This window comes from Streptomyces sp. CB02366 (assembly GCF_001905905.1).
Taxonomy (GTDB): domain Bacteria; phylum Actinomycetota; class Actinomycetes; order Streptomycetales; family Streptomycetaceae; genus Streptomyces.
The window spans coordinates 65,342-90,500 of sequence record NZ_LIVT01000016.1; the positions used below are offsets into that span (position 1 = coordinate 65,342).

Annotated in this window: 22 protein-coding genes and 1 pseudogene; 13 read left to right on the forward strand and 10 right to left on the reverse strand. The window is 71.8% G+C overall.

What is annotated here, in order from left to right:
- Nucleotides 1–319 precede the first annotated feature (319 nt).
- On the forward strand, nt 320–1,213 hold the full coding sequence (locus AMK24_RS28845) for an LAGLIDADG family homing endonuclease (RefSeq protein ID WP_073771840.1): 894 nt from the start codon (nt 320–322) through the stop codon (nt 1,211–1,213).
- A gap of 46 nt (nt 1,214–1,259) precedes the next feature.
- Here the strand turns inward: AMK24_RS28845 and AMK24_RS28850 are convergent, their stop codons facing one another.
- Nucleotides 1,260–2,453, reverse strand: coding sequence for an RtcB family protein (locus tag AMK24_RS28850; RefSeq protein WP_073771841.1), 1,194 nt, complete (start codon nt 2,451–2,453; stop codon nt 1,260–1,262).
- A 163-nt stretch (nt 2,454–2,616) separates the two neighbouring features.
- Here AMK24_RS28850 and AMK24_RS28855 point away from each other — a divergent pair, with 163 nt between their 5' ends.
- From AMK24_RS28855 to AMK24_RS28865, 3 genes are all read left to right on the forward strand, one after another.
- Nucleotides 2,617–3,438, forward strand: coding sequence for a hypothetical protein (locus AMK24_RS28855; protein WP_073771842.1), 822 nt, complete (start codon nt 2,617–2,619; stop codon nt 3,436–3,438).
- Between the two features lie 196 nt (nt 3,439–3,634).
- Entirely contained in the window at nt 3,635–4,495 is an 861-nt protein-coding gene (locus AMK24_RS28860; RefSeq protein ID WP_073771843.1) for a DUF3558 domain-containing protein, read from the forward strand.
- Nucleotides 4,496–4,709: 214 nt separating this feature from the next.
- The gene (locus tag AMK24_RS28865; RefSeq protein WP_073771844.1) at nt 4,710–6,224 is read left to right on the forward strand and encodes a DUF2637 domain-containing protein; all 1,515 of its coding nucleotides are present in this window, start codon (nt 4,710–4,712) and stop codon (nt 6,222–6,224) included.
- 122 nt (nt 6,225–6,346) lie between these two features.
- On the opposite strand, the gene lysS is transcribed toward AMK24_RS28865, so the two are convergent.
- A complete protein-coding gene (gene lysS / locus AMK24_RS28870) occupies nt 6,347–8,116 on the reverse strand; it encodes a lysine--tRNA ligase (protein ID WP_073771845.1) in 1,770 nt (589 codons plus the stop codon).
- A gap of 249 nt (nt 8,117–8,365) precedes the next feature.
- Between lysS and argS the strand changes: the two genes are divergently transcribed.
- Nucleotides 8,366–10,159 carry an arginine--tRNA ligase gene (gene argS, locus AMK24_RS28875; protein ID WP_073771846.1) on the forward strand — a complete coding sequence of 598 codons (1,794 nt, stop codon included), beginning with the start codon at nt 8,366–8,368 and terminating at the stop codon, nt 10,157–10,159.
- Between the two features lie 73 nt (nt 10,160–10,232).
- On the opposite strand, the gene AMK24_RS28880 is transcribed toward argS, so the two are convergent.
- The 3 genes from AMK24_RS28880 to AMK24_RS28890 form a co-directional block, all read right to left on the reverse strand.
- Complete coding sequence (locus AMK24_RS28880) at nt 10,233–10,673, reverse strand: hypothetical protein (RefSeq protein WP_073771847.1); 441 nt, start codon at nt 10,671–10,673, stop codon at nt 10,233–10,235.
- A 158-nt stretch (nt 10,674–10,831) separates the two neighbouring features.
- Entirely contained in the window at nt 10,832–12,052 is a 1,221-nt protein-coding gene (locus AMK24_RS28885; RefSeq protein WP_073771848.1) for a phospholipase D-like domain-containing protein, read from the reverse strand.
- 192 nt (nt 12,053–12,244) lie between these two features.
- A complete protein-coding gene (locus AMK24_RS28890) occupies nt 12,245–13,753 on the reverse strand; it encodes a helix-turn-helix domain-containing protein (protein ID WP_073771849.1) in 1,509 nt (502 codons plus the stop codon).
- Nucleotides 13,754–14,011: 258 nt separating this feature from the next.
- Here AMK24_RS28890 and AMK24_RS28895 point away from each other — a divergent pair, with 258 nt between their 5' ends.
- The 3 genes and pseudogenes from AMK24_RS28895 to AMK24_RS34955 all read left to right on the forward strand — a co-directional run bounded on the left by AMK24_RS28895 (nt 14,012) and on the right by AMK24_RS34955 (nt 15,985).
- Nucleotides 14,012–14,794: a DUF4232 domain-containing protein gene (locus AMK24_RS28895; RefSeq protein WP_073771850.1), complete on the forward strand. Its 783-nt coding sequence runs from the start codon at nt 14,012–14,014 to the stop codon at nt 14,792–14,794.
- Between the two features lie 165 nt (nt 14,795–14,959).
- Nucleotides 14,960–15,739 (forward strand): annotated as a pseudogene (locus AMK24_RS28900) (helix-turn-helix domain-containing protein); the annotation flags it as partial.
- Nucleotides 15,740–15,742: 3 nt separating this feature from the next.
- Nucleotides 15,743–15,985, forward strand: coding sequence for a DUF397 domain-containing protein (locus tag AMK24_RS34955; RefSeq protein WP_242435278.1), 243 nt, complete (start codon nt 15,743–15,745; stop codon nt 15,983–15,985).
- Between the two features lie 13 nt (nt 15,986–15,998).
- On the opposite strand, the gene AMK24_RS28915 is transcribed toward AMK24_RS34955, so the two are convergent.
- Complete coding sequence (locus AMK24_RS28915) at nt 15,999–16,568, reverse strand: dihydrofolate reductase family protein (protein ID WP_073771851.1); 570 nt, start codon at nt 16,566–16,568, stop codon at nt 15,999–16,001.
- Between the two features lie 224 nt (nt 16,569–16,792).
- Here AMK24_RS28915 and AMK24_RS28920 point away from each other — a divergent pair, with 224 nt between their 5' ends.
- The 3 genes from AMK24_RS28920 (at nt 16,793) to AMK24_RS28935 (ending at nt 19,295) form a co-directional block, all read left to right on the forward strand.
- Nucleotides 16,793–17,299, forward strand: a complete 507-nt coding sequence (locus AMK24_RS28920; protein WP_073771852.1) for a DinB family protein — start codon at nt 16,793–16,795, stop codon at nt 17,297–17,299.
- A gap of 123 nt (nt 17,300–17,422) precedes the next feature.
- On the forward strand, nt 17,423–18,184 hold the full coding sequence (locus tag AMK24_RS28925; protein ID WP_199876526.1) for an aminoglycoside adenylyltransferase domain-containing protein: 762 nt from the start codon (nt 17,423–17,425) through the stop codon (nt 18,182–18,184).
- A gap of 730 nt (nt 18,185–18,914) precedes the next feature.
- Complete coding sequence (locus AMK24_RS28935) at nt 18,915–19,295, forward strand: peptidoglycan-binding domain-containing protein (protein ID WP_073771854.1); 381 nt, start codon at nt 18,915–18,917, stop codon at nt 19,293–19,295.
- 180 nt (nt 19,296–19,475) lie between these two features.
- On the opposite strand, the gene AMK24_RS28940 is transcribed toward AMK24_RS28935, so the two are convergent.
- A complete protein-coding gene (locus AMK24_RS28940) occupies nt 19,476–20,165 on the reverse strand; it encodes a response regulator (protein WP_073771855.1) in 690 nt (229 codons plus the stop codon).
- Nucleotides 20,166–20,200: 35 nt separating this feature from the next.
- A complete protein-coding gene (locus tag AMK24_RS28945) occupies nt 20,201–21,406 on the reverse strand; it encodes a sensor histidine kinase (RefSeq protein ID WP_079190673.1) in 1,206 nt (401 codons plus the stop codon).
- Nucleotides 21,407–21,785: 379 nt separating this feature from the next.
- Between AMK24_RS28945 and AMK24_RS35255 the strand changes: the two genes are divergently transcribed.
- Nucleotides 21,786–21,908, forward strand: coding sequence for a hypothetical protein (locus AMK24_RS35255; protein WP_274535086.1), 123 nt, complete (start codon nt 21,786–21,788; stop codon nt 21,906–21,908).
- A 393-nt stretch (nt 21,909–22,301) separates the two neighbouring features.
- On the opposite strand, the gene AMK24_RS28955 is transcribed toward AMK24_RS35255, so the two are convergent.
- Both AMK24_RS28955 and AMK24_RS28960 read right to left on the reverse strand, forming a co-directional pair.
- Nucleotides 22,302–23,264 carry an alpha/beta fold hydrolase gene (locus AMK24_RS28955; RefSeq protein ID WP_073771857.1) on the reverse strand — a complete coding sequence of 321 codons (963 nt, stop codon included), beginning with the start codon at nt 23,262–23,264 and terminating at the stop codon, nt 22,302–22,304.
- Nucleotides 23,265–23,330: 66 nt separating this feature from the next.
- A complete protein-coding gene (locus AMK24_RS28960; protein ID WP_079190677.1) occupies nt 23,331–23,978 on the reverse strand; it encodes a hypothetical protein in 648 nt (215 codons plus the stop codon).
- Nucleotides 23,979–24,248: 270 nt separating this feature from the next.
- Between AMK24_RS28960 and AMK24_RS28965 the strand changes: the two genes are divergently transcribed.
- Entirely contained in the window at nt 24,249–25,103 is an 855-nt protein-coding gene (locus tag AMK24_RS28965) for a DUF4253 domain-containing protein (RefSeq protein ID WP_073771859.1), read from the forward strand.
- The last annotated feature ends 56 nt before the right edge of the window (nt 25,104–25,159 follow it).

The following is a 25,159-nucleotide window of genomic DNA, read 5'->3' on the forward strand; positions in this document are numbered from 1 at the left end:
CCGCCCGGGCACCGCCCCGGCCGGGCCCTCGGTCCGTCTTGGGAGCGACGGGAACGCCGGACTGCGGGACGCACCGGGGGGGCGCAGCCGGAGCACGGCGTGGGCGGCCGACAGCCCGCCCCGGGGCGCGGCCGGGCCTGGATACGGCCCCGTGGTCACCGTCATGCCTCGCAGCCACTCGTGCGGGTGAAGGCTTCGTATCGTCTGCGTGTCTCGGGGCCTCTCTGCCTAGCGTCGGCCGCACCCGTACACCAGCACGGCCCCCGGGCAGGATGGCTGTCCCGACCGAGGGCCTGTCCACAAGGAAGTAGGGCTTCCCGTGGTTGAGCACGACACTAGCGCGCCCGCACTGTTCGAAATCGGTGATCTTCCCCCCGCCCCCACCGGGGGGCCCGCGTTCATGGATCTGGAGCACCCCGAGTACGCCTACATGTTCGGCTTCCTCCAGGCCGACGGCCACCTCGCGCAGGGCACCGGTCGCCAGGGGCGTCTGACGGTGGAGATCAGCGTCCGGGACATCGGCGTACTGCACGAGTTCCAGCGCCTGACTCCGTACAACAGCAGCATCACCGAGCGCGTGCGGTCCACGAACTTCTCCCGGGAACACCACTCGGCCATCTGGACCCTGTGTAACCAAGAAGCCCGGGCGACGATCAACGGGCTGGGCCTTCCCTACGGCCGGAAGTGCAAGAAGATCACCCCGCCCCGGGTGGAGTTCTCCCGTCGGGACTACCTCCGGGGCCTCATCGACGCCGACGGCTCGGTCGGGCACACCGGGCAGGGGCTCCCCTTCGTCTCGCTGACCACCGCGAGCGCCGCTGTCGGCGCGTACCTCTGCAGGTACGCCAAGGCGGTGACGGGGGCTGCCCGGCAGATCCGGCGCAATACCCGGGACGGGGTCTACAACGTGGTCTACACGAAAGAGGCGGCGACCCAACTGGCCGGGCACCTCTACTATCCGGGCTGTCTGTCCCTCACCCGCAAGCAGACGGCGGCCGCTTCCCTGGCGGCCTGGAAGCGGCCGGCGGAGATGGCCGTCCGTACTCCGGGACGACGGTGGAAGCCCTGGGAGGACCGCGCGCTGCTGGCCCATGACGACGCCCAAGCCGCCGCGGCCGAACTGGGCCGCAGCGAAGCCTCCTGCTCCGTACGTCTGTGGCGGCTGAAGACCGGCAAGGTGCGACGCCCCGAAGACGCTCCCTGCGGCCCGTAGGCGGCGGGGCGAGGGGCGTACCGCCGTCGACGGGGCGCCCCTCGCCTCAGCCCTTGATGCAGATGACCTGCTTGAGCTTGGCGACGACCTCGACCAGGTCCCGCTGCTGCTCCATGACCTGCTCGATCGGCTTGTAAGCGGCCGGGATCTCGTCCAGCACGCCGGAGTCCTTGCGGCACTCCACACCGCGCGTCTGCTCCTCCAGGTCGCGTACCGTGAACCGGCGCTTAGCAGCGCCCCGGCTCATCCGGCGACCGGCCCCGTGGGAGGCCGAGTTGAACGCCAGCTCGTTGCCGAGCCCCTTCACGATGTACGAGCTGGTGCCCATCGAGCCGGGGATGATCCCGTAGTCGCCGGATCCCGCCCGGATCGCGCCTTTGCGCGTGACCAGCAGATCCATCCCGTCGTACCTTTCCTCCGCCACGTAGTTGTGGTGGCAGGAGATCTCCTGCTCGAAGACCGGCTTCGCCTTCTTGAACTCCCTGCGGACCACGTCCTTGAAGAGCGCCATCATGATCGCCCGGTTGTACTTGGCGTACTCCTGCGCCCAGTAGAGGTCGTTCCGGTAGTCCGCCATCTGCGGGGTGTCCGAGATGAAGACCGCGAGGTCCCGGTCGATAACGCCCTGGTTGTGCGGGAGCTTCTGCGCGATGCCGATGTGGTGCTCGGCGAGTTCCTTGCCGATGTTGCGGGAGCCGGAGTGAAGCATCAACCACACCGCCCCCTCGCCGTCGAGGCAGAACTCGATCATGTGGTTGCCCGAGCCCAGCGTTCCCATCTGCTTCGTGGCACGCTCCCGGCGGAATCTGACCGCGTCGGCGATCCCCCCGAACCGCCCCCAGAAGTCGTCCCATCCCGCCGTCGGGAAGCCGTGCAGCCGTCCCGGGTCCACCGCGTCGTCATGCATCCCGCGGCCGACCGGAATGGCCTGCTCGATCCTGGAGCGGAGGCGGGAGAGGTCGCCCGGCAGGTCGTTGGCGGTGAGGGAGGTCTTCACCGCCGACATCCCGCAGCCGATGTCCACGCCCACCGCCGCCGGGCACACCGCCCCGTGCATCGCGATGACCGAGCCGACCGTCGCCCCCTTGCCGAAGTGGACGTCCGGCATGACGGCGAGGCCCTTGATCCACGGCAGCGTGGAGACGTTGCGCAGCTGCTGCATCGCGCCCTCCTCGACCGTCGCCGGGTCCGCCCACATCCGGATGGGGACCTTCGCCCCCGGTATCTCTACGTACGACATAACTCCTCGATTCCCCCGAAAAGACATAAAGCGCAATACCGGTGCCAAGATCGGCAAACCCGTCGGCCGACCGGCATCCACGGCGGCGCGTGCGATACACATTGTGTCCATCGGCCGCCCTCGGGCGGCAACACGTTTTCCGTACCGAAGGGAGGCTGGGACGGTGCGACACAAGGCGTACGTACCCGGCGTCGCGCTTCTCGCGGCACTCGTCGTCGGCTGCAGCGCCGAGGGCGGCGGTGACGCGCACGGCGCCGACGGCAAACCGGGCGGACCGGTGGTCTCCCCCGCCCCTCCGGGCAGGTACCTGACCCTGCCCGCGCCGTGCCGTGCCGTGCCGCGCCCCCTGCTGAAGGACCTGCTGCCGGGCGCGGCGGAGCTTCCGGCGGACCAGCAGGAGAAGGCGCTCCGGGGGTCGGCGGCCGTCACGTACGACACCGACCGCAAGGTGGGCTGCAGCTGGAAGGCGGACGCGCCGAGCGCCACCCGCAGCCTGGCCGTCGACTTCGAGCGCGTCGTCTCGTACGACCCCGCGGTCAGCGACGACGACCGCGCCGACGCGGTGTACGAGAAGAAGGAGAAGGCGGCGGGCCTGTCGTCCCCGTCCGCCCCCCAGGCGGACGTGGCCACGGCCACCGGCGCCCCGGCCGACGGGGGCGGCGGCGAGGGGAAGGGGGGCTCCGCGGACCCCTCGCCCTCCACCAGCACCGGCCGCGCCCCCGCGAGCGGCGGCCCGGAGGACGCCCTCCCTTCGCGCCTCCTCGACAACCTGGGAGATGCCGCGTTTCTGCAGGATCTACCCAAAGGTCCGGGTTCCACCGCGCAGAACCACACCGTGAGCGTGGTGTTCCGCACATCGAACGTGGTCGTGACGGTCCGGTACGCCGAGCAGCCGGCCCTCATCACCCAGCGGCCCGACGGCAGGGAACTCCAGGAGAAGGCGCAGGCACTGGCCCGGAAACTGGCCGAGACGCTCAGCGAGTAGGCCCCCTGCCCGAGAGGCCCCCGCCGGCCGCGTTCCGCTCTCCGGGGCTCCCGGGGGCGGCGCGGGCCGGCCGCCTCCCGTCGTACCGTGGCTGTCCGGAAGACCCGCCGACCCGCTCCCGAGCCCGCCCGTCCGTACACCGCACGAACCGAGACCTCCAGCACCGAGAGCTCCGTGCCATCCGAGTGAAGGAACCATGCACCGATCTGCCCCGCGCCTGTCCCGCATCCTCGCCTGCGCCGCCGTTCCGGTGATGCTCGTAGCCGTCGGCTGCTCGTCGGACTCCGGCTCCGACGGCAAGAAGAACGCGGGCTCCTCGTCGTCCGGCACGGCCCCCGCCAAGCCCTCCGAGCCCACCGTCGAACCGGCGAAGTTCTCCGACCTGCCCGGCGACCCGTGCGCTGCGATCGGGAAGAAGACGATCAAGGACCTGGTGCCCGACGCCAAGAAGAAGGGCGGCACGGCCGGCAAGTCCAGCGATCTCTCGATCCGCAGCAGTTGCTCCTGGAACGGCCTGGACGACAAGGGCCTCAAGGGCTCGCAGTACCGCTGGCTGGACGTCGGCTTCACCCGGTTCACCTCGGACCAGGCGCTCGGCAGCGGGGCCGAGCGCGCCACCGCCGACTACACGAAGCAGATCGCCAAGGCGAAGGCCGCCGAGGGCGCCGAGAAGGTCGCCGCCGAGACCGCGGCCGGCATCGGCGAGGAGGCCACCGTCGTCACGTACGGCCTCGCCAAGACGGGCGAGGACTTCGAGTACGCCACCGTCGTGGCGCGCACGGCCAACGTGGTCGTCACCCTGACGTACAACGGCGCGGGCTACGCGGGCGGGAAGACGCCCAAGTCCGCGGAGATCGTCGAGGGCGCGCAGCAGGCGGCCAAGGAGGCGGTCGCCGCGGTCGAGAAGACCGCCGAGGCCGCTCCCCCGGCCGAGGACGACGACAAGAGCGCCGGGGGCGGCGCGAAGGACGACGCCGGAAGCGGCCGGAAGGAAGCGGCCGGCTCCGGGTCAGAGGACTCCCCCAAGGAGAAGGCCAAGGCCACGCCCAAGTCGTGACCTGACGGTCCCGCGGGCCGTCAAACCGCAGGTCCCGTACGTGCGTTGGAGAGCCCGGCCCCCTCGGCGGCCGGGCTCCCCTCCCTCCCCGCGCAACGGAACTCGTACACATGTGCCAGGCTGTGCCATCGCCGGGCGTCCGAGGTTCGGCCGAAAACCAACGCCGGGCACGGAAGCCGGGTTCGGGCAGCAGAGGTCGGGGAGGGGATCGCGCGTGGCCGCGATGCAGCTGACACGCACGCACCGCATACTCATCGGGGTCGTCATCGCCGGTGCGGTGGTCATCGCCGCGATCGGTTTCGCGGGTTCCTACGCCGCCGTGCGCGAGCTCGCGGAGGACAAGGGCTTCGGGACGTTCTCCCTGGTCTTCCCGATCGGCATCGACGCGGGCATCTGCGTCCTGCTCGCCCTGGACCTCCTGCTCACCTGGATGCGCATCCCCTTCCCGCTGCTGCGCCAGACGGCGTGGCTGCTGACCGCCGCGACGATCGCGTTCAACGGGGCCGCCTCCTGGCCCGACCCGCTCGGCACCGCGATGCACGCGGTGATCCCGGTGCTGTTCGTCGTCGCCGTCGAGGCCGCCCGGCACGCGGTGGGCCGGATCGCCGACATCACCGCCGACAAGCACATGGAGGGCGTCCGCCTCACCCGCTGGCTGCTCTCGCCCATCCCGACGTTCAAGCTGTGGCGGCGGATGAAGCTGTGGGAGCTGCGCAGTTACGAGCAGGTCATCAAGCTCGAACAGGACCGGCTGATCTACCAGGCCCGCCTCCAGGCCCGCTTCGGCCGCAACTGGCGGCGCAAGGCCCCCATCGAGTCGATGATGCCCCTGCGGCTGGCGAAGTACGGCGTCCCCCTGGCCGACACCGCCCCCGCGGGCCTCGCCGCCGCCGGCATCGAACCGGTGCTGCTCCCGCCGGTCGAGGCCCCCCGCCCCAAGGCGGAGCTGCCGTACGAGCCGCAGCCGCAGCCCCAGCGGGAGCAGGAGCAGGCGGGCGAACACCGGTACGGCCGCGAGCAGGGGTACGAGGGCGGCCCCGGGCAGGGCGGGCAGCAGCACCCCCACCCTCAGTCCCAGCAGCACCCCCACCCGCAGGGCCGGCAACACCAGGCGCAGGACCAGCAGTCCCTCCACCCGCAGGGCCAGCAGGCCCAGCCGCAGGTCCAGCAGCCCCCGTCGCTCCAGCAGGAGCCCGTCGTCCCGCCCACGCACGACAGCCCCTGGTTCGCGGCGCAGAAGCTGCCGGACACCGCCGCGCACCCCGGCGGGTACGACCCGCGACAGGGCGAGGGTCTGGAGCACGCCCCGGTGCAGATCCCCTCGGGCCCCGGCCGGACCCGGCCGCTGGGCGACGTGGGCACCATCGGTGCGGTCCCGCACCCCCGCCGCGAGGGCGCGCCGGAGCGCCAGGACGGAACCCCCGAGCACCGCGAGGACGTCGCGGAGCACCCCGAGGAGCCCGCCGCCCCAGCCCACGCCCCCGAGGACGCGCCGCAGCTGGAGGAGTGGTCCCAGGAGGACGCCGAGTTCGCGGACATGGCCTTCGAGGTGTTCAGCGCGTACACGGACGAGCAGGGCGACTACCCGAGTGCGGAGGTCCTGGAGATCCACCTCGCCGACCTCCGCGACGTCCGCCACCCGCACTCCCGGGAGCTGCTCCTGCGCCTGATGCCGGAGTTCAAGCAGGCGTACGTCCCGGCGCGGTCGGCGGCCGACCAGACCGCCTGAGGTACGGCCCGGCCGCACGGCGGAGGCACGGCCCCGCGACACACCGGAGGGCCGCCGCCCGGGGATTCCCGGGTGGCGGCCCTCCGGCGTACGGGGCTCCGAGCGCCCGTCCGGGCGCGCCGTTACGCGCCCAGCAGCCTGCGCACCCGGTCCGCCCCCACCGCGAGCAGCAGCGTGGGCAGGCGCGGGCCCGTGTCGCGGCTGACGAGCAGGCGGTAGAGCAGGGCGAAGAAGGACCGCTGCGCGGCCTTCAGCTCCGGCGTCGGCTTGGCGTCGGGCTCCAGACCGGCGAGCACCTTCGGCACGCCGTAGACGAGCGTGGTGAGTCCGTCCAGCGACCAGTGCGTGTCCAGCCCCTCCAGGAGGAGGCGCAGGGAGTCGCGGCCCTGGTCGTCGAGCGAGTCCAGCAGCTCGGTGTCGGGCTCGTCACGGACGATGGTGCGGGCCTCGGCCGGGACCTGGGTGGTGATCCAGCTCTCGGCACGGTCGAGGCGCGGGCGCGCCTCGTCCAGCGAGGTCAGCGGGTTGTCCGGGTCCAGTTCGCTGAGGATGCGCAGCGTCTGGTCCTCGGCTCCGGCGGTGATGTCGGCGACCGAGGCGAGCGTCCGGTACGGGAGGGGGCGCGGGGTGCTGGGCAGCTCCCCGGCCGCCGTGCGGACGGCGCGGGAGTGGGCGGCGGCGTCGGCGGGCAGCACGGTGCCGTCGGCGACCTTCCGGGCCAGCGAGTCCCATTCGTCGTACAGCCGCTGGATCTCCTGGTCGAAGGCGATCTTGAACGACTGGTTGGGCTTGCGGCGGGCGTAGAGCCAGCGCAGCAGCGGCGCCTCCATGATCTTCAGCGCGTCGGCCGGGGTGGGAACCCCGCCCTTGCTGGAGGACATCTTGGCCATGCCGGAGATGCCGACGAAGGCGTACATGGGCCCGATGGGCTGGACGCCGTCGAAGACCTCGCGGACGATCTGGCCGCCGACGACGAAGGAGGAGCCGGGCGAGGAGTGGTCGACGCCGCTGGGTTCGAAGATCACGCCTTCGTAGGCCCAGCGCATCGGCCAGTCGACCTTCCAGACCAGCTTGCCGCGGTTGAACTCGTTGAGCCGTACCGTTTCGGCGAAGCCGCACGCCGAGCAGGTGTAGTTCAGCTCGGTGGTGTCGTCGTCGTAGGAGGTGACGACGGTGAGGTCCTTCTCGCAGTTGCCGCAGTAGGGCTTGTACGGGAAGTAGCCGGCGCTGTTGCCGCTGCCGTCGTCCTCGTCGGCGGCGCCGGAGCCCTCGGCGGCCTCCAGCTCGGCCTCGTCGACCTTCTTCTGCTGCTGGGGCTTCTTGCCGCCGCCCTTGCCCTGGGCCGCCGCCGGGTCCTTCTTCGTCCGGTAGCGGTCGAGGACGGCGTCGATGTCGGCGCGGTGCTTCATCGCATGCAGGATCTGCTCGCGGTAGGCCCCGGCGGTGTACTGCTCCGTCTGGCTGATCCCGTCGTACTCCACGCCCAGCTCGTCCAGGGCCGCCGTCATGGCGGCCTTGAAGTGCTCGGCCCAGTTCGGGTACGCGGAGCCGGCCGGGGCGGGCACCGAGGTCAGCGGCTTACCGATGTGCTCGGCCCAGGACGGGTCGACGCCGGGGACGCCGTTGGGGACCTTGCGGAAGCGGTCGTAGTCGTCCCAGGAGATCAGGTGGCGCACGGTGTGCCCGCGGCGGCGGATCTCGTCGGCGACCAGGTGCGGGGTCATGACCTCGCGGAGGTTGCCGAGGTGGATCGGGCCCGAGGGCGACAGGCCGGAGGCGACGACGACCGGTTTGCCAGGCGCACGACGCTCCGATTCGGCGATGACATCGTCCGCGAAGCGGGAGACCCAGTCGGTCTCGGTGCTGGTCTGACTCTCGGCCACGGTCGGCACGTCCTTCTCTCGTCTGTCGTTTCCCGATGGGTACGGGCCATTCTCCCAGCTACCGCCCGCAGCGCGAAAACGGCTTTACGGCGGGCGGGGACCGCGGGGGCGACGCCTCGGAGCGGGTGGGCGCGCCGCCTCGTGCCGGACGGGGGCGACGCCCCCTGTCCGGGTGCGAGCGCCGACCGTAAAAGGCTTTGCGCCCCGTGGGATACTGGGCAGATCCCTTGTACCCCTACGGAAACGGCAGCCCGTCCCATGCCTGAGCACGGCTCGGTCCCTTCCCTCGCTTCCTCGCTCCAGCAGCAGCTGGCGGACGCCCTGACGGCAGCACTGCCCGATGCCGGCGCCGCTGACCCGCTGCTGCGCCGAAGCGACCGGGCCGACTTCCAGGCCAACGGCATCCTGGCGCTCGCCAAGAAGCTCAAGGGCAACCCCCGGGAGCTGGCCTCCCGGGTGACGGCCGCGCTCCCGGCGGGCGAGCTGATCAAGGACATCGAGGTCTCCGGCCCCGGTTTCCTCAACATCACGCTCTCCGACCGGGCGATCGTCGAGACGCTGGCCGCGCGGGCCGCCGACGCCGCCGGCCGCCTCGGCGTTCCGGTGGACCCCGAGGCCGGGACCACGGTCGTCGACTACGCCCAGCCGAACGTGGCCAAGGAGATGCACGTCGGCCACCTGCGGTCGGCGGTCATCGGCGACGCGATGGTCAAGATCCTGGAGTTCACCGGCGAGAACGTGGTCCGGCGGCACCACATCGGCGACTGGGGCACCCAGTTCGGCATGCTCATCCAGTACCTGATCGAGCACCCGGGCGCGCTGGAGCACGAGGCGGGCGCGGCGGACGGCGCGAGCGAGGGCGAAGCGGCGATGTCGACGCTGAACCGGGTCTACAAGGAGTCGCGGGCCCTGTTCGACGCGGACGAGGAGTTCAAGGCCCGGTCCCGCGACCGGGTGGTGGCGCTCCAGGCCGGGGATCCCGAGACGCTGGAGCTGTGGCAGGGCTTCGTCGACGAGTCGAAGATCTACTTCCACTCGGTGTTCGACAAGCTCGACATGGAGATCAGCGACCCGGACATCGTCGGCGAGTCCGGCTACAACGACATGCTGGAGGAGACCTGCCGCATCCTGGAGGAGACGGGCGTCGCCGTCCGCTCCGAGGGGGCGCTGTGCGTGTTCTTCGACGACGTGAAGGGCCCGGACGGCAACCGGGTCCCGCTCATCGTGAAGAAGACGAACGGCGGCTACGGCTACGCGGCCACCGACCTCTCCGCGATCCGGAACCGGGTGCAGGACCTCAAGGCCGACACCCTGCTGTACGTGGTGGACGCCCGGCAGTCGCTGCACTTCAAGATGGTCTTCGAGACGGCCCGGCGGGCCGGCTGGCTGAACGAGGACGTCAAGGCCGTGCAGCTGGCCTTCGGCACGGTCCTCGGCAAGGACGGCAAGCCGTTCAAGACCCGTGAGGGCGAGACGGTGCGGCTGGAGGACCTCCTCGACGAGGCGGTCGAGCGGGCCACGGCGGTCGTGCGGGAGAAGGCCGGGAAGGTGGGCCTGTCCGAGGAGGAGATCGTCGAGAACGGCCGGTACGTCGGCATCGGGGCCGTGAAGTACGCGGACCTGTCGACCTCCGCCGTCCGGGACTACAAGTTCGACCTGGACCAGATGGTGGCGCTGAACGGCGACACGTCGGTGTACCTCCAGTACGCGTACGCGCGTATCCGGTCGATCCTGCGCAGGGCCGGGGACGCTGTCCCGGCCGCCCACCCGGAGCTGGAGCTGGCCCCGGCGGAGCGGGCGCTGGGCCTGCACCTGGACCAGTTCGGCGAGGTGCTGGGCGAGGTCGCGGCGGGGTACGAGCCGCACAAGCTGGCCGCGTACCTGTACCAGCTGGCCTCGCACCTGACCACGTTCTACGACCAGTGCCAGGTGCTCAGCCCGGACAACGCCCCGGAGGTCGTCGAGAACCGGCTCTTCCTGGTCGAGCTGACCGCCCGGACCCTGCACCGGGGGATGGCGCTGCTGGGCATCCGGACGCCCGAGCGGCTCTGACCCCGCCCCCGCTGTCCGTACCTCGGCCCCGGCTGCCTGAGAAAGGCGCCGGGGCCGACCGCGTGCGGAGGGGTCACTGCGGGCGGCCGAGCGCCCATCCCGACACGTCGGCGAGGCGTCCGCGCCACAGCGGCAGGGAGACGGGGGCCATGGCCCCGGGGACCAGCGTGACGTCCCGCAGGTGGATCCAGCGCGGCAGCCGGCTCGCCCCCGCCGCCTCCTCCTCGGCGCGCAGCTCCCGTACGCCCTGGTCGACGGTCTCCGGGAACTCGGCGAGCAGGTTGGCCCCCTCCCCCTCGACCTGGCGCAGGCTCCTGGCCCACTCGGCCTTCCACTGCTCGTGCCCGATGACGTCCCCGTGCAGCAGGCCGCCGGGGTGGGTGAGGGTGAGGGGCAGGCTGGAGCGGGGGTCCTCGTCGAGGAGCTGGATGAGGAGCTGGAGCTGAAGGTCGGGCAGGGGTTCGGTGATCACCGCGGCGGACGGTGCCGGAGAGGTCTCGGCGGTGGTGCTCATGGGCCCTTCCCTTCACATGGCGGACGAGGGGTCGCCCTTCCCGCCTTCCCGCCGAACGCGGGACCACGCCCCCCCGCCCCGCCGGGGGCTGCGGGCGGAGGCCGGGTGTACGGCGCCGCCCGCCCCCCGCGGGCGTCGGCCGCACAGCCCCGCGGGGGTCAGAGGAAGCGGCGGATGGGCACGACGGCCGCTTCCCGGGCCCGCTGGAGGAGGTCGCGCCGCTTCCACCGGCGGTGTTCGATCAGCACGCTCTTCTCCCGGTCGTCGTCGAAGTGGCCGTCGAGGGTGGCGGTGAAGTCGCGGTCGAGGACGGCGAGCATGACCTCCTCGTCGTGGTCGAGGGAGCGCCGGTTGAAGTTGGTGGAGCCGATGAGGGAGGCGACCCGGTCCACGGTGATGGACTTCGTGTGCATCATCGTCGGCTGGTACTGGTAGATCTTCACGCCGCAGGCGGTCAGCTCCTCGTAGTACCGCTGCCCGGCGAGCTGGCAGACCCGCTTGTCGGTGTGCGGGCCGGGCAGCAGGATCTCGACCTCCACCCCGCGCCGGGCGGCGGCGCAGAGGAGCCCGGTGAAGTAGGCGTCGGGCGCGAAGTAGGCGGTGGTGAGGCGGACGCGCTCCTCGGCGGACTCCAGGACGACCCGGATCAGGGTCTGCATGTCCTGCCAGCCGAAGGAGGCGGAGCCGCGCACGACCTGGACGACCGCGTCCCCGTGGTGCTCCTCGGTGATGAACCGGTCGCGCTCGTCGAACAGCTCGTCGTGGCACTCGGCCCAGTTCTGGGCGAACGCGGCGGCCAGCCCGTCGACGGCGGGCCCGGTGACCTGGACGTGGGTGTCGCGCCACTCGTGCTCGTTGCGGGCGTCGCCGCACCACTCCTCGGCTATGCCGACGCCGCCGGTGAACGCGGTGCGCTCGTCGACGACGAGGACCTTGCGGTGGCAGCGGTGGTTCTGCTTGAGCGGCGAGAGGTGTAGGGGCTTGCGGAACCAGGTGACGGTGACCCCGGCCCGGTCCATCAGGTCGAGCTGGTCCTTCTCGATGAGCCGCGATCCGAACCCGTCGAGCATCAGCCGCACCCGGACCCCGGCGCGGGCGCGGTCGGCCAGCGCCTCGGCGAACTTGAGAGCGATGTCACCCCGCCAGTAGACGAAGGTCATGAGGTCCACGGTGTGCTCGGCGCCCCGGATCGCCTCCAGCATCGCGCCGAAGATCTGGTCGCCGTTACGGAGCGGGACGAGGGCGTTCCCCTCGGTGGCGGCTATGCCGATCAGCCGTTCCAGCCTGCGTCTGAGCCGGAGGCTCCGCCGCTCGCAGGTGCGATCGTCCAGGGCCGGTCGTTCGGCGACTTCGGGAGTATCAGCAGCAGTGGCGGACATGGTTTCACCTGGTGGGTACGGGGATGGGGCGGCCGTACACCGTCGTCGCTCGGCGGGGCACGGCTGCCGGGGCCTCGCAGACTGTACTCCCGAGTCCCGTCCGTGTGTACGACTGCTGTCGGACAGCGGCGGACGGGCCCGAGGGCTTCGGACCCCGGACCCCACCCCCCAGCATGCCCCCGGAAGGCGGGGTCACCCGGCGGGCTCCCACCCGTAGTCCGGGCCCCCGTGGACGTACACCGGCCGCCCCTTCATCCCGCTGAGGCGGAACGGCTTGCCGTGGTCGTCGATCCGCAGCACGCCCTCCTCGCCGCCGCTGCTCCACTCCAGCTCCAGGTACCAGGTGACGTCGTAGCTCACGGCCTTCATGTCGAGATTGAAGACCTCCACGTCCTCCGAGGTCACCCGGTAGGGGAAGTCCACGGCCGGGACCTCGATGTCCCCCTGCGTCCCGGGCACCGGCCGCAGGGTGGGGTGCCCGGCGTCGAGGTGGGACGCGAAGGTCTGGGGCGTGATCCCGCTGCCGCAGCCGTTGCCCATCAGGTACGCCGACCAGGGCAGCGGAGCCTTCCGCGAGATCACGCGCACGTTCATGCCCTTGAGGACGACGGCCTCGCGCGAGGTCCCCTGCACGGTGAGCTGGAGCAGCATGTTCCCGGCGTCGACCCCGCCGTACGACTCCGCCCAGCCGCGCCGGTCCTGCGGGGCGGGGGGCGGGTCGAGCTTCTCGGGGCCCTGGTTCACCAGGTAGTGCTGGCCGCAGGGTTCGTCCCAGTTGTACGAGGAGATGCTGACGGTCGGCGGAGCCCCGAGGCCCGTGGCGCCCCCGCTGTCTCCGCGTCCGCTCTGCGACCGCTCGGGCCCGGAGCCTGCCGAGGGTTTCCCGGACGGCTTCCCCGACGCGGACGCGGACGCGGAGGCACTGGCCGAGGGGCCGGCCGGGCTCGGGCTGGCGGAGGGGCGCGGAGTGGCCGACGCGGTGTCCTTCGGAGCCCCGGCGAACCCCCCGCTCCCGTCCTCCACCCGGTCCGCCGCGCTCCCGCCGCCATCCTTGCCCGACCCGACGAGGTCCACGGCGGCGACACCGGTGGGCACGAGGAGCGCGGCGACCCCGGCGGCGGCGATGAGCACCCGCGTACGCCGGGAGAGCCGGGACCACCGGGAGCCGGGGGCCGTACTCGCCCGCCCACCGCCGCCGCCCTCGCGTGACAGGACGGTCAGCTCGACGGCCCCGGCGGGTTCACGGCCCTCGGGAGCCTCGGCGGCCTCGGCGTCCGGGGCGCTCCGATCGGCTTCAGCGCCCTCCGGAACCCGAACGGTTTCGGTGCCCCCCGCGGTCTCGGGCTCGGGCTCGGGCTCGGGCTCGGGCTCGGGCTCGGGCTCGACGGCTGCCGCGGGAACGCGGGCCGCCCCGGGAGCGGCGGTACCGGTCCCGGCCCCCGCCGGAGGCCGCCGCCGGGCCGCGTCCGCGATGATCCACCGCCGGTGCACCTCCACCAGCTCGTCCCCCGAGGCCCCGCACACCCGCGCGAACCGCTCCACGGGGGCGAACTCGTTCGGCACGGCGTCCCCGTTGCAGTACCGGTGGAGAGTCGACGTACTGACGTGCAGCTTCCCCGCGAGCACCCCGTAGCTGCGTCCCGAACGGTCCTTCAGATTCTTCAGCAGAGCCGCGAACTCCACGGCCTCCGGCGTCGCCACGACGGCGTTCCCCTTCCTCGTGCGTCCCGGAACGGCGTTCCAGGGACGCGGAATCCCCGCAGGTCACCGTACGCGTAGACGTTCCAGCATCCCCAATGGTTCGGCGGGCGTTGCGGCCGGAATCCGCCGTCCCACAAGCTCGGACCAGACCACGGCAGCACCGCTGCGGACCGGCCGCCCGAGGGGCCCGGCGCACCGTCCTGCCGGCTCAACTCAACTCATTCGTCGAGCACATCGAGTACGGGGAGAACCACCGCCATGCGCACCAACCGCTTCCGCACCACCGCCCTCGCCGCCACCGCCCTCGTGGCCGCCCTCTCCCTCACCGCTTGCGGCGGCGAGGACGAGGCGATGGGGACCAAGCCGGCCGGCTCCGCGGCCGAGACGGCCGCCCCCGCGGCGACGAGCACCGACGACGGGACGAGCACCGACGCCACGAAGCAGCCGGAGTCGCCGGAGGCCGGGAAGCCCGAGACGCAGACCGTCCCCGCCGGGGGCAAGCACGCGGGCGGCAACGGGAACGGCACCGGCACCGGCACCGGCACCGGCACCGGCACCGGCACCGGCACCGGCACCAACCAGAGCAAGAAGCCGGAGGCCGCGCCGAACGCGGGGTCCTCGACGGCGATCCCCACCTGCACGCCCAAGAACTCCCGGGTCAAGGTCTCCTCGGTGAGCCGCCCCATCAACCACCTGCTGCTCACGGTGACCAACACCGGCTCCACCAACTGCGCCGCGTACTACGCCCCGTTCCTCCGCTTCGACGACGCGCAGGCCGTGTACCCGATCCTGGAGGACAGCAAGCCGCAGGCGGTCGTCACGCTCTCCCCGGGCGAGGAGGCGTACGCGGGCATCGCCCTCCTGGGCGAGCCGGGCGAGGACGCGCCGGTCAAGAGCGCCAACCTCGGCGTGATCACGGTCGACAGGAACAACCAGCCCAAGGGCGAGTTCACGGTGAAGCTCCCGGCGGGCACCGTCACGGACAGCCGGGGCTTCGTCACCTACTGGCAGTCGGACATCGAGAACGCACTGATGTTCTAGATATCCCACGCGAACGCACCGCCTCGGGCCAGCGCCTGACCTGCCGTAACCCTGCGCGACCCGTACAGATTTCTTGTACGGGTCGCGCAGGCGTGAAGTGGTTTCCGGGGTGGGAGGGGGAACCCTATGCACCCCAGAAAACGACTGCGCAAGAACGCCTCGTCCATGAAGCTCGTGGGCAAGCTCGTGGCCCGGTTCCGCCTCGAAGCCGGCATGACGCAGGCCGAACTCGCCCAGGCCGCAGGCGTACAGGAGGACACGATCGCCTCCATCGAGCAGGGCAGGCGCTCGCTCGTCCCCGACCTGGCGGACACGATGGACGATCTGCTGGGCACCAAGGGCGCCCTGTCGACGGCGGTCGACAACATGCCGGAAGTCGACCTGATTCCGCTGTGGGCCGAGGACTACATCGACATGGAACAGGACGCGTCGACGCTGTCCTGGTATGACAACCAGGTCATCCCCGGCCTGCTCCAGACGAAGGCGTACGCGGAGGCGATGTTCCACAACAGGATTCCGGTCTACAGCCCGGAAGAGATCGAGACGCAGACGGCGACGCGGCTCCAGCGTCAGCAGATCCTGCACCGGAAGAAACCGCCGACCACGAGCATCGTGATGTGGGAGCCGGTGTTGATGATGAGGCTGACCTCGGAGGAGGAGCACCGGGAACAGCTCCGCCACCTGTACGAGCTGGCCCAACTGCGGGGTGTCTGCCTCCAGGTGCTGCCGCTGAGCAGCACGGCTCACGCGGGCCTCGATGGCTCCTTCACCCTCTTGGAGACCCCGGACCACCAGCACGTCGCCTACACCGAGACCCAGCGCGGCAGCCAACTGATCACCGACCGGAACGAGGTCAGCATCCTCGCCCAGAGATATGCGATGCTGCGAGCCCAGGCGCTCACCCCAGAAGAGACCCTGCGCCTGCTGGCCCGTTTACTGGGAGAGAACATGAGCACCGCACTGAACTGGTTCAAGTCGAGCTACAGCGGCAGCGATGGCGGCCAATGCCTGGAAGTCGCGTACGACTGGCGGAAGTCGAGCCACAGCGGCGACGAGGGCGGGCAGTGCGTCGAGATCGCCGCCCACCCGGCCGCCGTCCACATCCGCGACTCCAAGGACGTCGAGGGCCCGACCTTCGCCGTCGCGCCCTCGGCCTGGACGGCGTTCGCCGCCTACGCGGCCACCGCCTGACCCCTCACCGTCGTCACCCCGCCCGGACCGTCTCGTAACGGAGCAGCACGACCCCGTTCCCGAAGGTCCGGGTCTCGACCAGCCGGAGCCTCTGCCGGTCCTCCGTGTCCGGGAAGAAGCGGCGGCCCCGGCCGAGGATGAGCGGGTGGACGTAGATCCGGTACTCGTCGATCAGGTCGTGCCGCCGGAACGACTCCAGCAGGCCCGCGCCGCCGACCACCAGATCCCCCGAGGCGGCGTCCCGCAGGCCGCGCACCTGCTCGGGATCGACCTCGTGCAGCAGGGTCGCGTTCGGCCCCACACCGTCCAGCGTGCGCGAGAACACGAACTTCGGCATCTCCCGCCAGATCCCCGCGAACTCGGCCATCGGCCCCTCGTTCTCCGGGTCCTCATCGGCGGTCGGCCAGAACTCCTCCATCAGCTCATAGGTGACGCGCCCCTCGACGAAGGCGCCCATCGTGCGGAGGTGGTCGTTGAAGTGCTGGTGCAGCTCCTCGTCCACGGTGTGCCAGTCGATGTCCTGGTCGGGCCCCTCGAAGAATCCGTCGAGGGAGAGCGAGATGGACGTGACGATCCTGTTCACAGCGGCTCCTGCCGGATCGGCCGGCCGCCGGGGGCGGACCGGGCGGCGCGCAACGGCTTTCGACCCTATGCCCGAGCACCGACAGGCAGGCCGAGCCGCGCCCGTCCGGCGTCCCCGGCCGCCTCCGTGGCGTACGGAAGACCCATCGGACCAGGGGGGACGCAGATCGGGCCCGTCGTTTAACGCCTCGACACCGGACGCGGTGATCGGGCACGCTTCGCGCGATGACACGAATGAACGACACCCCGCCCGCGTGGGACGAGCGCACCCAGCTCACCACGTTTCTCGACTTCGCACGCGGCACCGCCCGCGCCAAGTGCGAGGGCGTCTCCCCGGAGAACGCCCGCAAGGCGCTCCTGCCGGGTTCCCCGCTGATGACCATGAGCGGAGTGATCAACCACCTCCGCTGGGTCGAGTACTACTGGTTCCAGGTGGTCTTCCTCGGTGAGGAGGACCTGGCCCCCATGACGGATGAGGACCCGGACCGCGAAATGCGGATCGCCGTCGACTTCCCGCTCACCCAGTTGCTCGACGAATACGCCGAACAGAGCGCCCGCTACCGCGAACTGGTCGCCGGTCACGATCTGGACGAGCGGGCCCGGAACACCATCCGCAACGGCCTCCACGTCGACCTGCGCTGGATCCTCCTCCACCTCACCGAGGAGACCGCCCGCCACAACGGCCACCTGGACATCCTGCGCGAACTGCTCGACGGCGCAACCGGCTACTAAGGGCTGGTCACGGCCACTCGTTGACGGTTGCGACCAGCACGGTCGCGTGACGGCGGACCGGTGGGCTCAGCCGTAATGCCGCACCGTCGGACCGTCGGACCGGACAACAGGAGACACTGCGCGGTGAATCAGCTTCAAGAGATCGTGGCATTGGCAAGGGGGGTGCTGGGCGAGGATGCCATCGGCGTCTACCTTCACGGGTCTGCCGTGCTCAGTGACCTCCGGCCGGCCAGCGACGTGGATGTGCTCGTCGTCTCCCGGCGGTCGATGGACGAGCGGAAGCGACGGGCGCTCCTCGGTGGACTGCTCGGGATCTCCGGCTCCCGGAACGAGGTCCGTCCGGTCGAGCTCATCGTGATCGTCCAGTCGGAAGTCCAGCCATGGAAATACCCTCCGACCTGCGACTTCCTGTACGGCGAGTGGCTGCGAGCCGAGTACGAGGCAGGGAAGGTCCCCCAGCCGGAGCCCATGCCCGATCTGGCCCTGCTGATCACCATGGTGCTGACTGGCGACCACCCCCTCACCGGCCCGCGGCCGACACAGGTCCTCGACCCCGTCCCGCACTCCGACGTGGTCCGGGCGAGCGTGGCAGGCATCCCCGATCTGCTCGACAACCTGGGCGGCGACACCCGCAACGCCCTGCTGACCTTCGCACGCATCTGGACCACACTTGCCACCGGTCAGATCAGGTCGAAGGACGCTGCCGCGAATTGGGCCCTCGGCATGCTCCCGCCGGAACACCGCCCCGTCCTGGAGCATGCCAGGCAGCTCTATCTCAGCTACCACTACTCCGAGGAACGCTGGAGCAAGGTGTTGCGGGCCCAGGTACGTCCGCACGTGAACCACGTGCTCGCCGAGATCGACCGGTTGAGCACCCGGAGCTAACGGACATACGAACCGCTTCCCGGGCTCTTGACCCCGGGGAGTGTTACGACCGCGCTGGTCACAGCCACTCGTTGATGGCCGCGACCAGCACCGTCGCTTCATAGCGGACGGCGAGCTTGTCGTACCTCGTCGCCACAGCGCGGTGGCGTTTGAGGCGACTGATCCCGCACTCCACCGCGTAGCGCTCCTTGTAGTCGTGCTTGTCGAACTACCTCCGATCCCGGGCAAGCGGACGTCCACCAGGACGGTCCGGGCGAAGGTCATGTGCGCGGGCCGCGGCGGCCTCGCCGCTGTCGGCCTCGCCCGCGATGGTGATGCCGTGGCGGCGCGCACCAGGGCGGCGACTCCCGAGCGGACGGGCATCTGGCCATCGGCGACGAGGACCGTGGGCCTGCGGCATGCGGCATGCGGCGCCGGTGGGGATGTGCGCGCACGTCGGAGACCGGCCGGCCGGATGTCGCTGCGACCGTGGTTGTACGTGCCACGGGTCCGGTCTGGTGCCGTGGGTGCAGAGCGGACGGAACTGGACCCAGGGGTTGAGGCAGAGGATCAACCCGTCGGGCGACGAGCGGACACCGGCAGCCCGTATACGTTCTGTCCGTCGCGACCGCCGCCCCGGACGGGGCGGCGCCTCCGCACAAGGAGGACCCATCCCAGCTCGCGCCTTCGGGGGGAGACGCGATCGGGCTGGTCGGACCCGACGTTCTGTCATGTCGAGAAGGGAAGAAGCATGATCAACACCAAGAAGTCCGCCGTGCTGCTCTCGGGCGGTGCTCTGGCCGCCGCCGTCCTCATGGGCACGACCGGTGTCGCCTCGGCCGCCCCGGCGGAGGCCGTGCCGGCCTCCACGGCCGCCACCACGGCCTCCGGCTGGTACTGCGGCTGGGAGTCCGGCACCCCGTACACCGACCGGGGCGACCGCGGCAACAAGGTGCGCGAGGTGCAGTGCCTCCTGCGGGACGTGTGGGGCTTCAACATCGGCAGGACCGGTGTCGACGGCGACTTCGGCGCGGCCACCGAAAGCGCGGTGAAGGCCTTCCAGCGCAGCCGGGGCCTCGCGGCCGACGGCAAGGTCGGCCCCAACACCTGGTCCAAGCTCCGCGGCTGGTGACAGCGGCCGGTCGGGAGCGGTGAACCGAAACGACCACGGAACACCATGAGGCGCCGGCCCGTGCTCCGCGGGCCGGCACCCCCTCCGGCGGGTTCCGCCCCCTGTGCCGGTCCGAGCAGTCGCCTCCGGACGCGATCCGACGGCGACCCGGCCGGCACGGCGGACGGCCGCGGTCACGGCCTACGGAGCGGAGGGCCGCTGCGCGCCCGCCTCTCCGGGGGAGACCAGGCCGCTCTCGTAGGCGACGACCACGGCCTGTGCCCGGCTTTGCAGGCCGAGTTTGGACATGACGCGGTTCAGGTGCGTCTTGACGGTGGCGATGCTCACCACGAGGCGCCGGGCGATCTGATCGTTCGTGAGGCCCTGCCCGACAAGGTGCAGGACGTCCGTCTCGCGTTCCGTCAGCTCGGCGAGGCCGGCAGGCTTCGCCCGCGGCGCCTCCGGCAGGTGGGCGAAGGTTTCGACGAGTCTTCGGGTGACGGTCGGGGCGAACAGCATCTCCCCTTCGGCGATCAGGGCGACCGCGGCCAGCAGCCGCTCGGGAGGGGTGTCCTTGAGCAGGAACCCGCTGGCGCCGGACCGCAGGGCGGCGTACACGTACTCGTCCAGGTCGAAGACCGTGAGCATGACGATCTTCGGCTTCGGCCGGGGGGCCCGGTCGAGGATGTGCTGGAGCGCGGTGATGCCGCTCATCCCCGGCAGACGGATGTCCATGAGGACCATGTCCGGCCGTAACTCCGCCGCGAGCTCGACCGCCTCCTCGCCGGACGCGGCCTGCCCCACGACCTCCAGGCCGGGCGCCGCCGCGGCCAGTGCTGCCAGCCCGGCCCGGATCAGGGCCTGGTCGTCCACGATCAGCAGCCGTGTCATCGCTGCCGTCTCCCCCCGTATGTGCGGGGGAGGTGTCACGCGCCCCCGGCTGTGTCGAGTGGGACCAGGGGGACGGTGAAGACGACCTCGAACCCTCCCTCGGCCCTCGGCCCCGCCCGCAGTGACCCGCCGTAGAGTCTCGCCCGTTCCCGCATGCCGATCAACCCGAGCCCGGTCGACGGCAGTTCGGCCGCCGGGGCGGCGCCGCCCCGGCTGGTCACCTCACAGGTCAGCAGGTCAGAGCCGAAGCCGAGGCTGATGGAGACCCGTGCGCCGGGGCCCGCGTGCTTCACGGAGTTGGTCAACGCCTCCTGGACGATGCGGTAGGCGCACAGGTCCACCCCCGAGGGCAGGGGCCGCCGCTGTCCCGAAACCGACCAGGTGACGTCCAGGCCGGACGCCCGGGTCCGTCGCACCAGATCGTCCAGCGCCTCCAGACCCGGCGCGGAACGGTACAGGTTCTCCTCGTCGGGGCTCTCCGCCCCGGTGCGCAGTACGCCGAGCAGGCCGCGCATCTCCTCCAGCGCCTGCCGACTGCTCGACCCCACGGACACCACCGCCTGCCGGGCTGCCGCCGGGTCGGAGGCGAACACGTACTCGGCCAGCCCCGCCTGTACCGCCAGCGCCGACAGGTGGTGGGCGACGACGTCATGGAGCTCGCGAGCGATGCGCAGCCTCTCCTGAGCGATGGCGTGCTGCGCCCGAAGTTCCTGCTCCCGTCGCAACTGAGCCGTCAGCTCGGCGAGTTGCACGTTGCGCTGAGCCAGGCGGCGGCTGCCCGTGGCCCACGCCCAGACGACCCCGACGCCGAGGGCGGCCTGGGTCAGGGACAGCTCCGCCGAGAGACGGGCCGCCAGACCGGCAGCCGCCCATGCCGCCGCCGTCGCGGCGGCGGCCCACGCGGCGCGGCGCGCCGGGCTGCGCACGATCACCGTGTAGCAGGCGAGCAGCGGCGCCCACAGGTTCGTCGACGGCTGGAAATCTGCTGCCGTGTAGACGGCCAGAGCACCGCACGAGATGCCGAACGCCACCCAGGGCGCACGTTCCCGCAGCACCAGAGGAAGGTTCACCGCCAGGCTGAGGGCGATGGCGAGGACGCCGAAGGACGGCCAGCCCTCCCCCTGGTACTGGGCGGTATAGGCCTGCCGTCCGTAGGTGACGGTCACGACGGCCATGACGCACCCGAGCAAGCTGTCGATCACCAGCGGGTCGACACGTATCCGCCCTCTGCCCACCTGCATCCCCGCAGCGTAGGGGCGCCGGCTCCGGGCGTCGTCCACCCGGGGGTTGACCGCCGGACGACACCGCCCTGCGGCGCGGCCTGCCGAACCGCAGGGTGGCCCCCCATCGGCCGCGGTACCGCACGCGGCGGCGTACACCGCAGGTATGAGGCGCCACCGGTGGGCGTCGGGCCACTGCCGTACCTCCGTGCGCGAGGAGAGCGAGTTGTCAGCGACGGGCTGTGGGAGGGGCGTGACGGGCGCATGACTCTGCGGGCGACCACGGGACCCAAGAAAAAGTGTCACGCCAACCAGGTCGCCCGCAGGCCCAGCCCTGGAGCACCTCAGCCACAGGTTCCACTGCGAAGACCTCGTGCGTGCGAGGCACCCATGCCTGGAAGTGCTTGTCCGGCCCTCCCTCGCGGTACTCCACCTGATAGCTCAGGTCGTCCTGGAGATAGACCTGCATGTAGTGCTGATCTGCGGGCTCCAGATCAAGTCGCCGCACGACGACAAATCGTGATCCGAGACTCATGTCGGCCAGCAGGTCGTGCAGTTGTTCCTCAGAGGGGTCGTCCCACGACGTCCCGTTCGCCTCGACCGCTTGAAGCACTGGTGTTCCCATGCTTCTGACACTCATCACACCCCAGGGTCTCCACCTCGACGGGCTCGCCTTCCGACATACGGCCTGAGGGCTGCCCTGCGACCCCCGGGGCCGGCGCGCGGCGTCGGATGCGGTGCACCGCACGGCGGAGGGACATCCGCATACCGGATGTATACAGACGTTCCGACAACATGGCGAGGTGCCCGTAGCCGTCGTCGTGCGCCCGCCAGGGATCGCGGGACAGCCCTTGACGGGCCCGTCGGGAGCAGGCCCGTGGGGGACGGCACCGTGAGGAACTGCCCGCCGGGCCGATCACGGCCGTCCGGCGCCCGGTCTCTCCCGGCGGCCCTGTTCCTCCCGCCGGGCCCACTCCTCCCGCCAGTCCCGCTCCTCCGGCTCGTCCGGCCGTACGGTCTCCGCCAGCGACGCCAGGATCGGCTCGGCGGCGGCCCAGAGCAGCGCGCCGCCGACGCCCGGCACGATCGTGCGCCGCGCTCCGGGGATGCGGGAGACGAGCCGGCGGCCGAGGTCGGGCGAGTGGGAGGCGTCCTCCTCGCCGTACCAGACCTCGACCGGGACGGTGATCGCGTCGAGGTCGATGGGCCAGCGCCCCATCGCGAGGACGGTGTCGCGGGCGTACCCGGCGGCGGCCCCCTGCGCGAACCCCTCGTCGAGGGCGCGGCCGTAGGCAGCGGCGAAGCCGGGGTCCTCGTACACCGTGAGGTCGCTCGCCGGGCTCCCGGACAGGACCATCCGCCGCAGCGCGTCCCCGTCGAATCCGGCGAACACCTTCTCCGCGCCGACCGGGTCCTCCGCCACCCGCTCGACCAGGCCCCGCAGGTCGTCGGGGAGCGCGGCGGCGAACTCCGGGGCCGCGACCTCGTCGACGGGCGAGACGAGCGCGAGCGCGGAGACGGCCCCGGCCGCCGCGCAGGCGAGGGCGAAGGGCGCGCCCTGGGAGTTCCCCAGCATGGCGGGGCGAGGCCCAAGCCCGCGCAGCCCGGCCAACTCCCGTACGTCGTCCACGAAGTCGGTGAACGTCCGGTCGGGCGCGGGCGTGGAGACCCCGAGCCCGGGGCGGTCCACCGAGACCAGACGGACCCCCTCCGTCTCCGCCGCCCCCGCCCCGATGCCGAGCCACCGGCTGGTCCCGGCCCCGGGGGAGAGCAGCACGGGCAACCCGTCCTCCGGCCCCCACTCGGCCCAGCCGAGCACCCTCCCGTCGGAGAGGCGGGTGGTTCCGAGACGGCAGGGATCATCGACGAACAAACTCATGCTCGACATCATTAACGAGCCACCCCCGCCCTGCACCGGCTTTAGGACGCCGGGCACGTCACGATGTCAGGAAGTCTGTCCGGTGAGGCCGCCCGCGGGCACGGCGAGGACGCGGACGAGGGCGTCGAGGACGGGCCCGGCGTAGCGGTCGGGCAGGTGGAGACGGGCCCAGTCACTGGTCAGGGCGAGGAAGCCGAGGAGGTCGCGTTCGACCCCTCCCAGCAGTCGGCGCGTCTCGGCGGTGGACGTCTCGATCACGGGGCTGTCGCTCCGCTCGACGTCCACGATCCACCGGACGACGTCGTCGGACCGTTCGACGACCGGGTCGGGGTCGTGTCCGAAAAAGGCCCGTCCGGTGCCGTCGAGGACGGCGTACGCGTCCCGCCGGTCCTCCAGACCGCCGCAACAGCCGGGCAGCAGCGTGGCACCGGTCGAACCGTCCACGACCCGCAGGCCACCGGCGGCGAAGAGGTCCTCGAACGTCAGCAGCCCGTGCAGGAAGGAGCCGAGCGGGTCGGCCGGGTGCGGCGGCCGGTCGTCCCCGGCGGCGGGGTCGGGGGCGATGTCGTTGCAGCGGGCGAGGAGCATCAGCGCCGTTCCGACCTCGGCGGGGGTGAGTGTTCCGCTCAGCGCCATGAAGCCCGGGGGCGCGCACGCGGCGACGGGCCAGAGGGAGAAGTCGTCGGGGGCGCCGAGTTCCAGGACGGGCTGCATCACGATCACGCGGTCGAGTGTTCCGGGTCGCCGAGGGCTCCGCACGGGCTTTACGGGGCCGGCCGCGCCGGGGCGCCACGGGCCGCCGCCCCGCCCGGGCGTCCCGGGGCCTCCGTCTCCCCGGGGGCGTCTGTCCGAGGGGGCGCCTGTCCGGGAGTGCCTGCCCGAGGGCGTTTGCCCGGGGGCCCGGCCGAGGGCCCGCCTGCCCCGCGTCGGCTCCCCGGGCCGCCGCCCCGAGGGCTGTCAGTGCCGCCGCCTACTCTCCCCACCATGGCGATGCTCCCGAACCCCCTGCCCGACCTGGCCGCCGCCGGTCTGGACCTCCCTCCCGGCTCCCTGGTGGACGCCACGCTGGACGGCCCCTGGCACGAGCCGCTGCTCTGGTACGCGGACGGTGCGGCCGACCCGCGCGACTGGGCGGGGCTGCGGGCGGCCGGGCGGCGTGTGGGGCTGCTGCCGGTGCTGGTCACGGGCGGCCACCGCGACCAGTGGCCCGAGGACTGGGACCTCTCCCCCGACAGCGCGTCGTACCCCGGCGACCACGACGCGGACGAGGTCCTCGCGGGCTACTGGAGGGAGTACGCGGACGACGAGGTGGGCGGCGCGTCGGCCGGTGAGAGCGGGGAGGGTGGGGAGCGGTCCGGAGGACCCGGTCCCTGGCCCGGGCTCGCGCCCGCCCCTGGCCGGGAGGCCGCCGGGACCACCGAGTCCACCGAGGATGCGGACGCGGTGGCCGCGGGCATCGCGGGCATCGTCGCCGCCGACGCGGACTTCTGGCCCGGCGAGACCCGGGCGGCCCTCGTCCCGGCCTGCCGCAGCGCCGACATACCGGCGGCGATCGGCTGGACGGGCCCGATGAACCACGAGAACGACGTGGCCCGGCTCTGCGCGGTGCTCCGCTCCTGGGAGGACCGGTACGACGCCCGGGTCGTGCTCCTCGGCTTCGACACGATGGTCGTCTCGGTGGGCCGCCCGCCCGCCACGATCGAGGAGGCCCGCGCCCTGGCCGCCGAGCACTACGCGTTCTGCCCGGACAACATCGACCAGTCCCCGCCGTACGACTTGGAGGCGTACGCCGAGAAGGCCGTGCTCGACCAGGAAGCGTGGTCGTTCTGGTGGGACTGAGCACGCCGGGGCGACGGGCGGCCGGACGGCGGACAACAAAAGCGGACACGACAGGC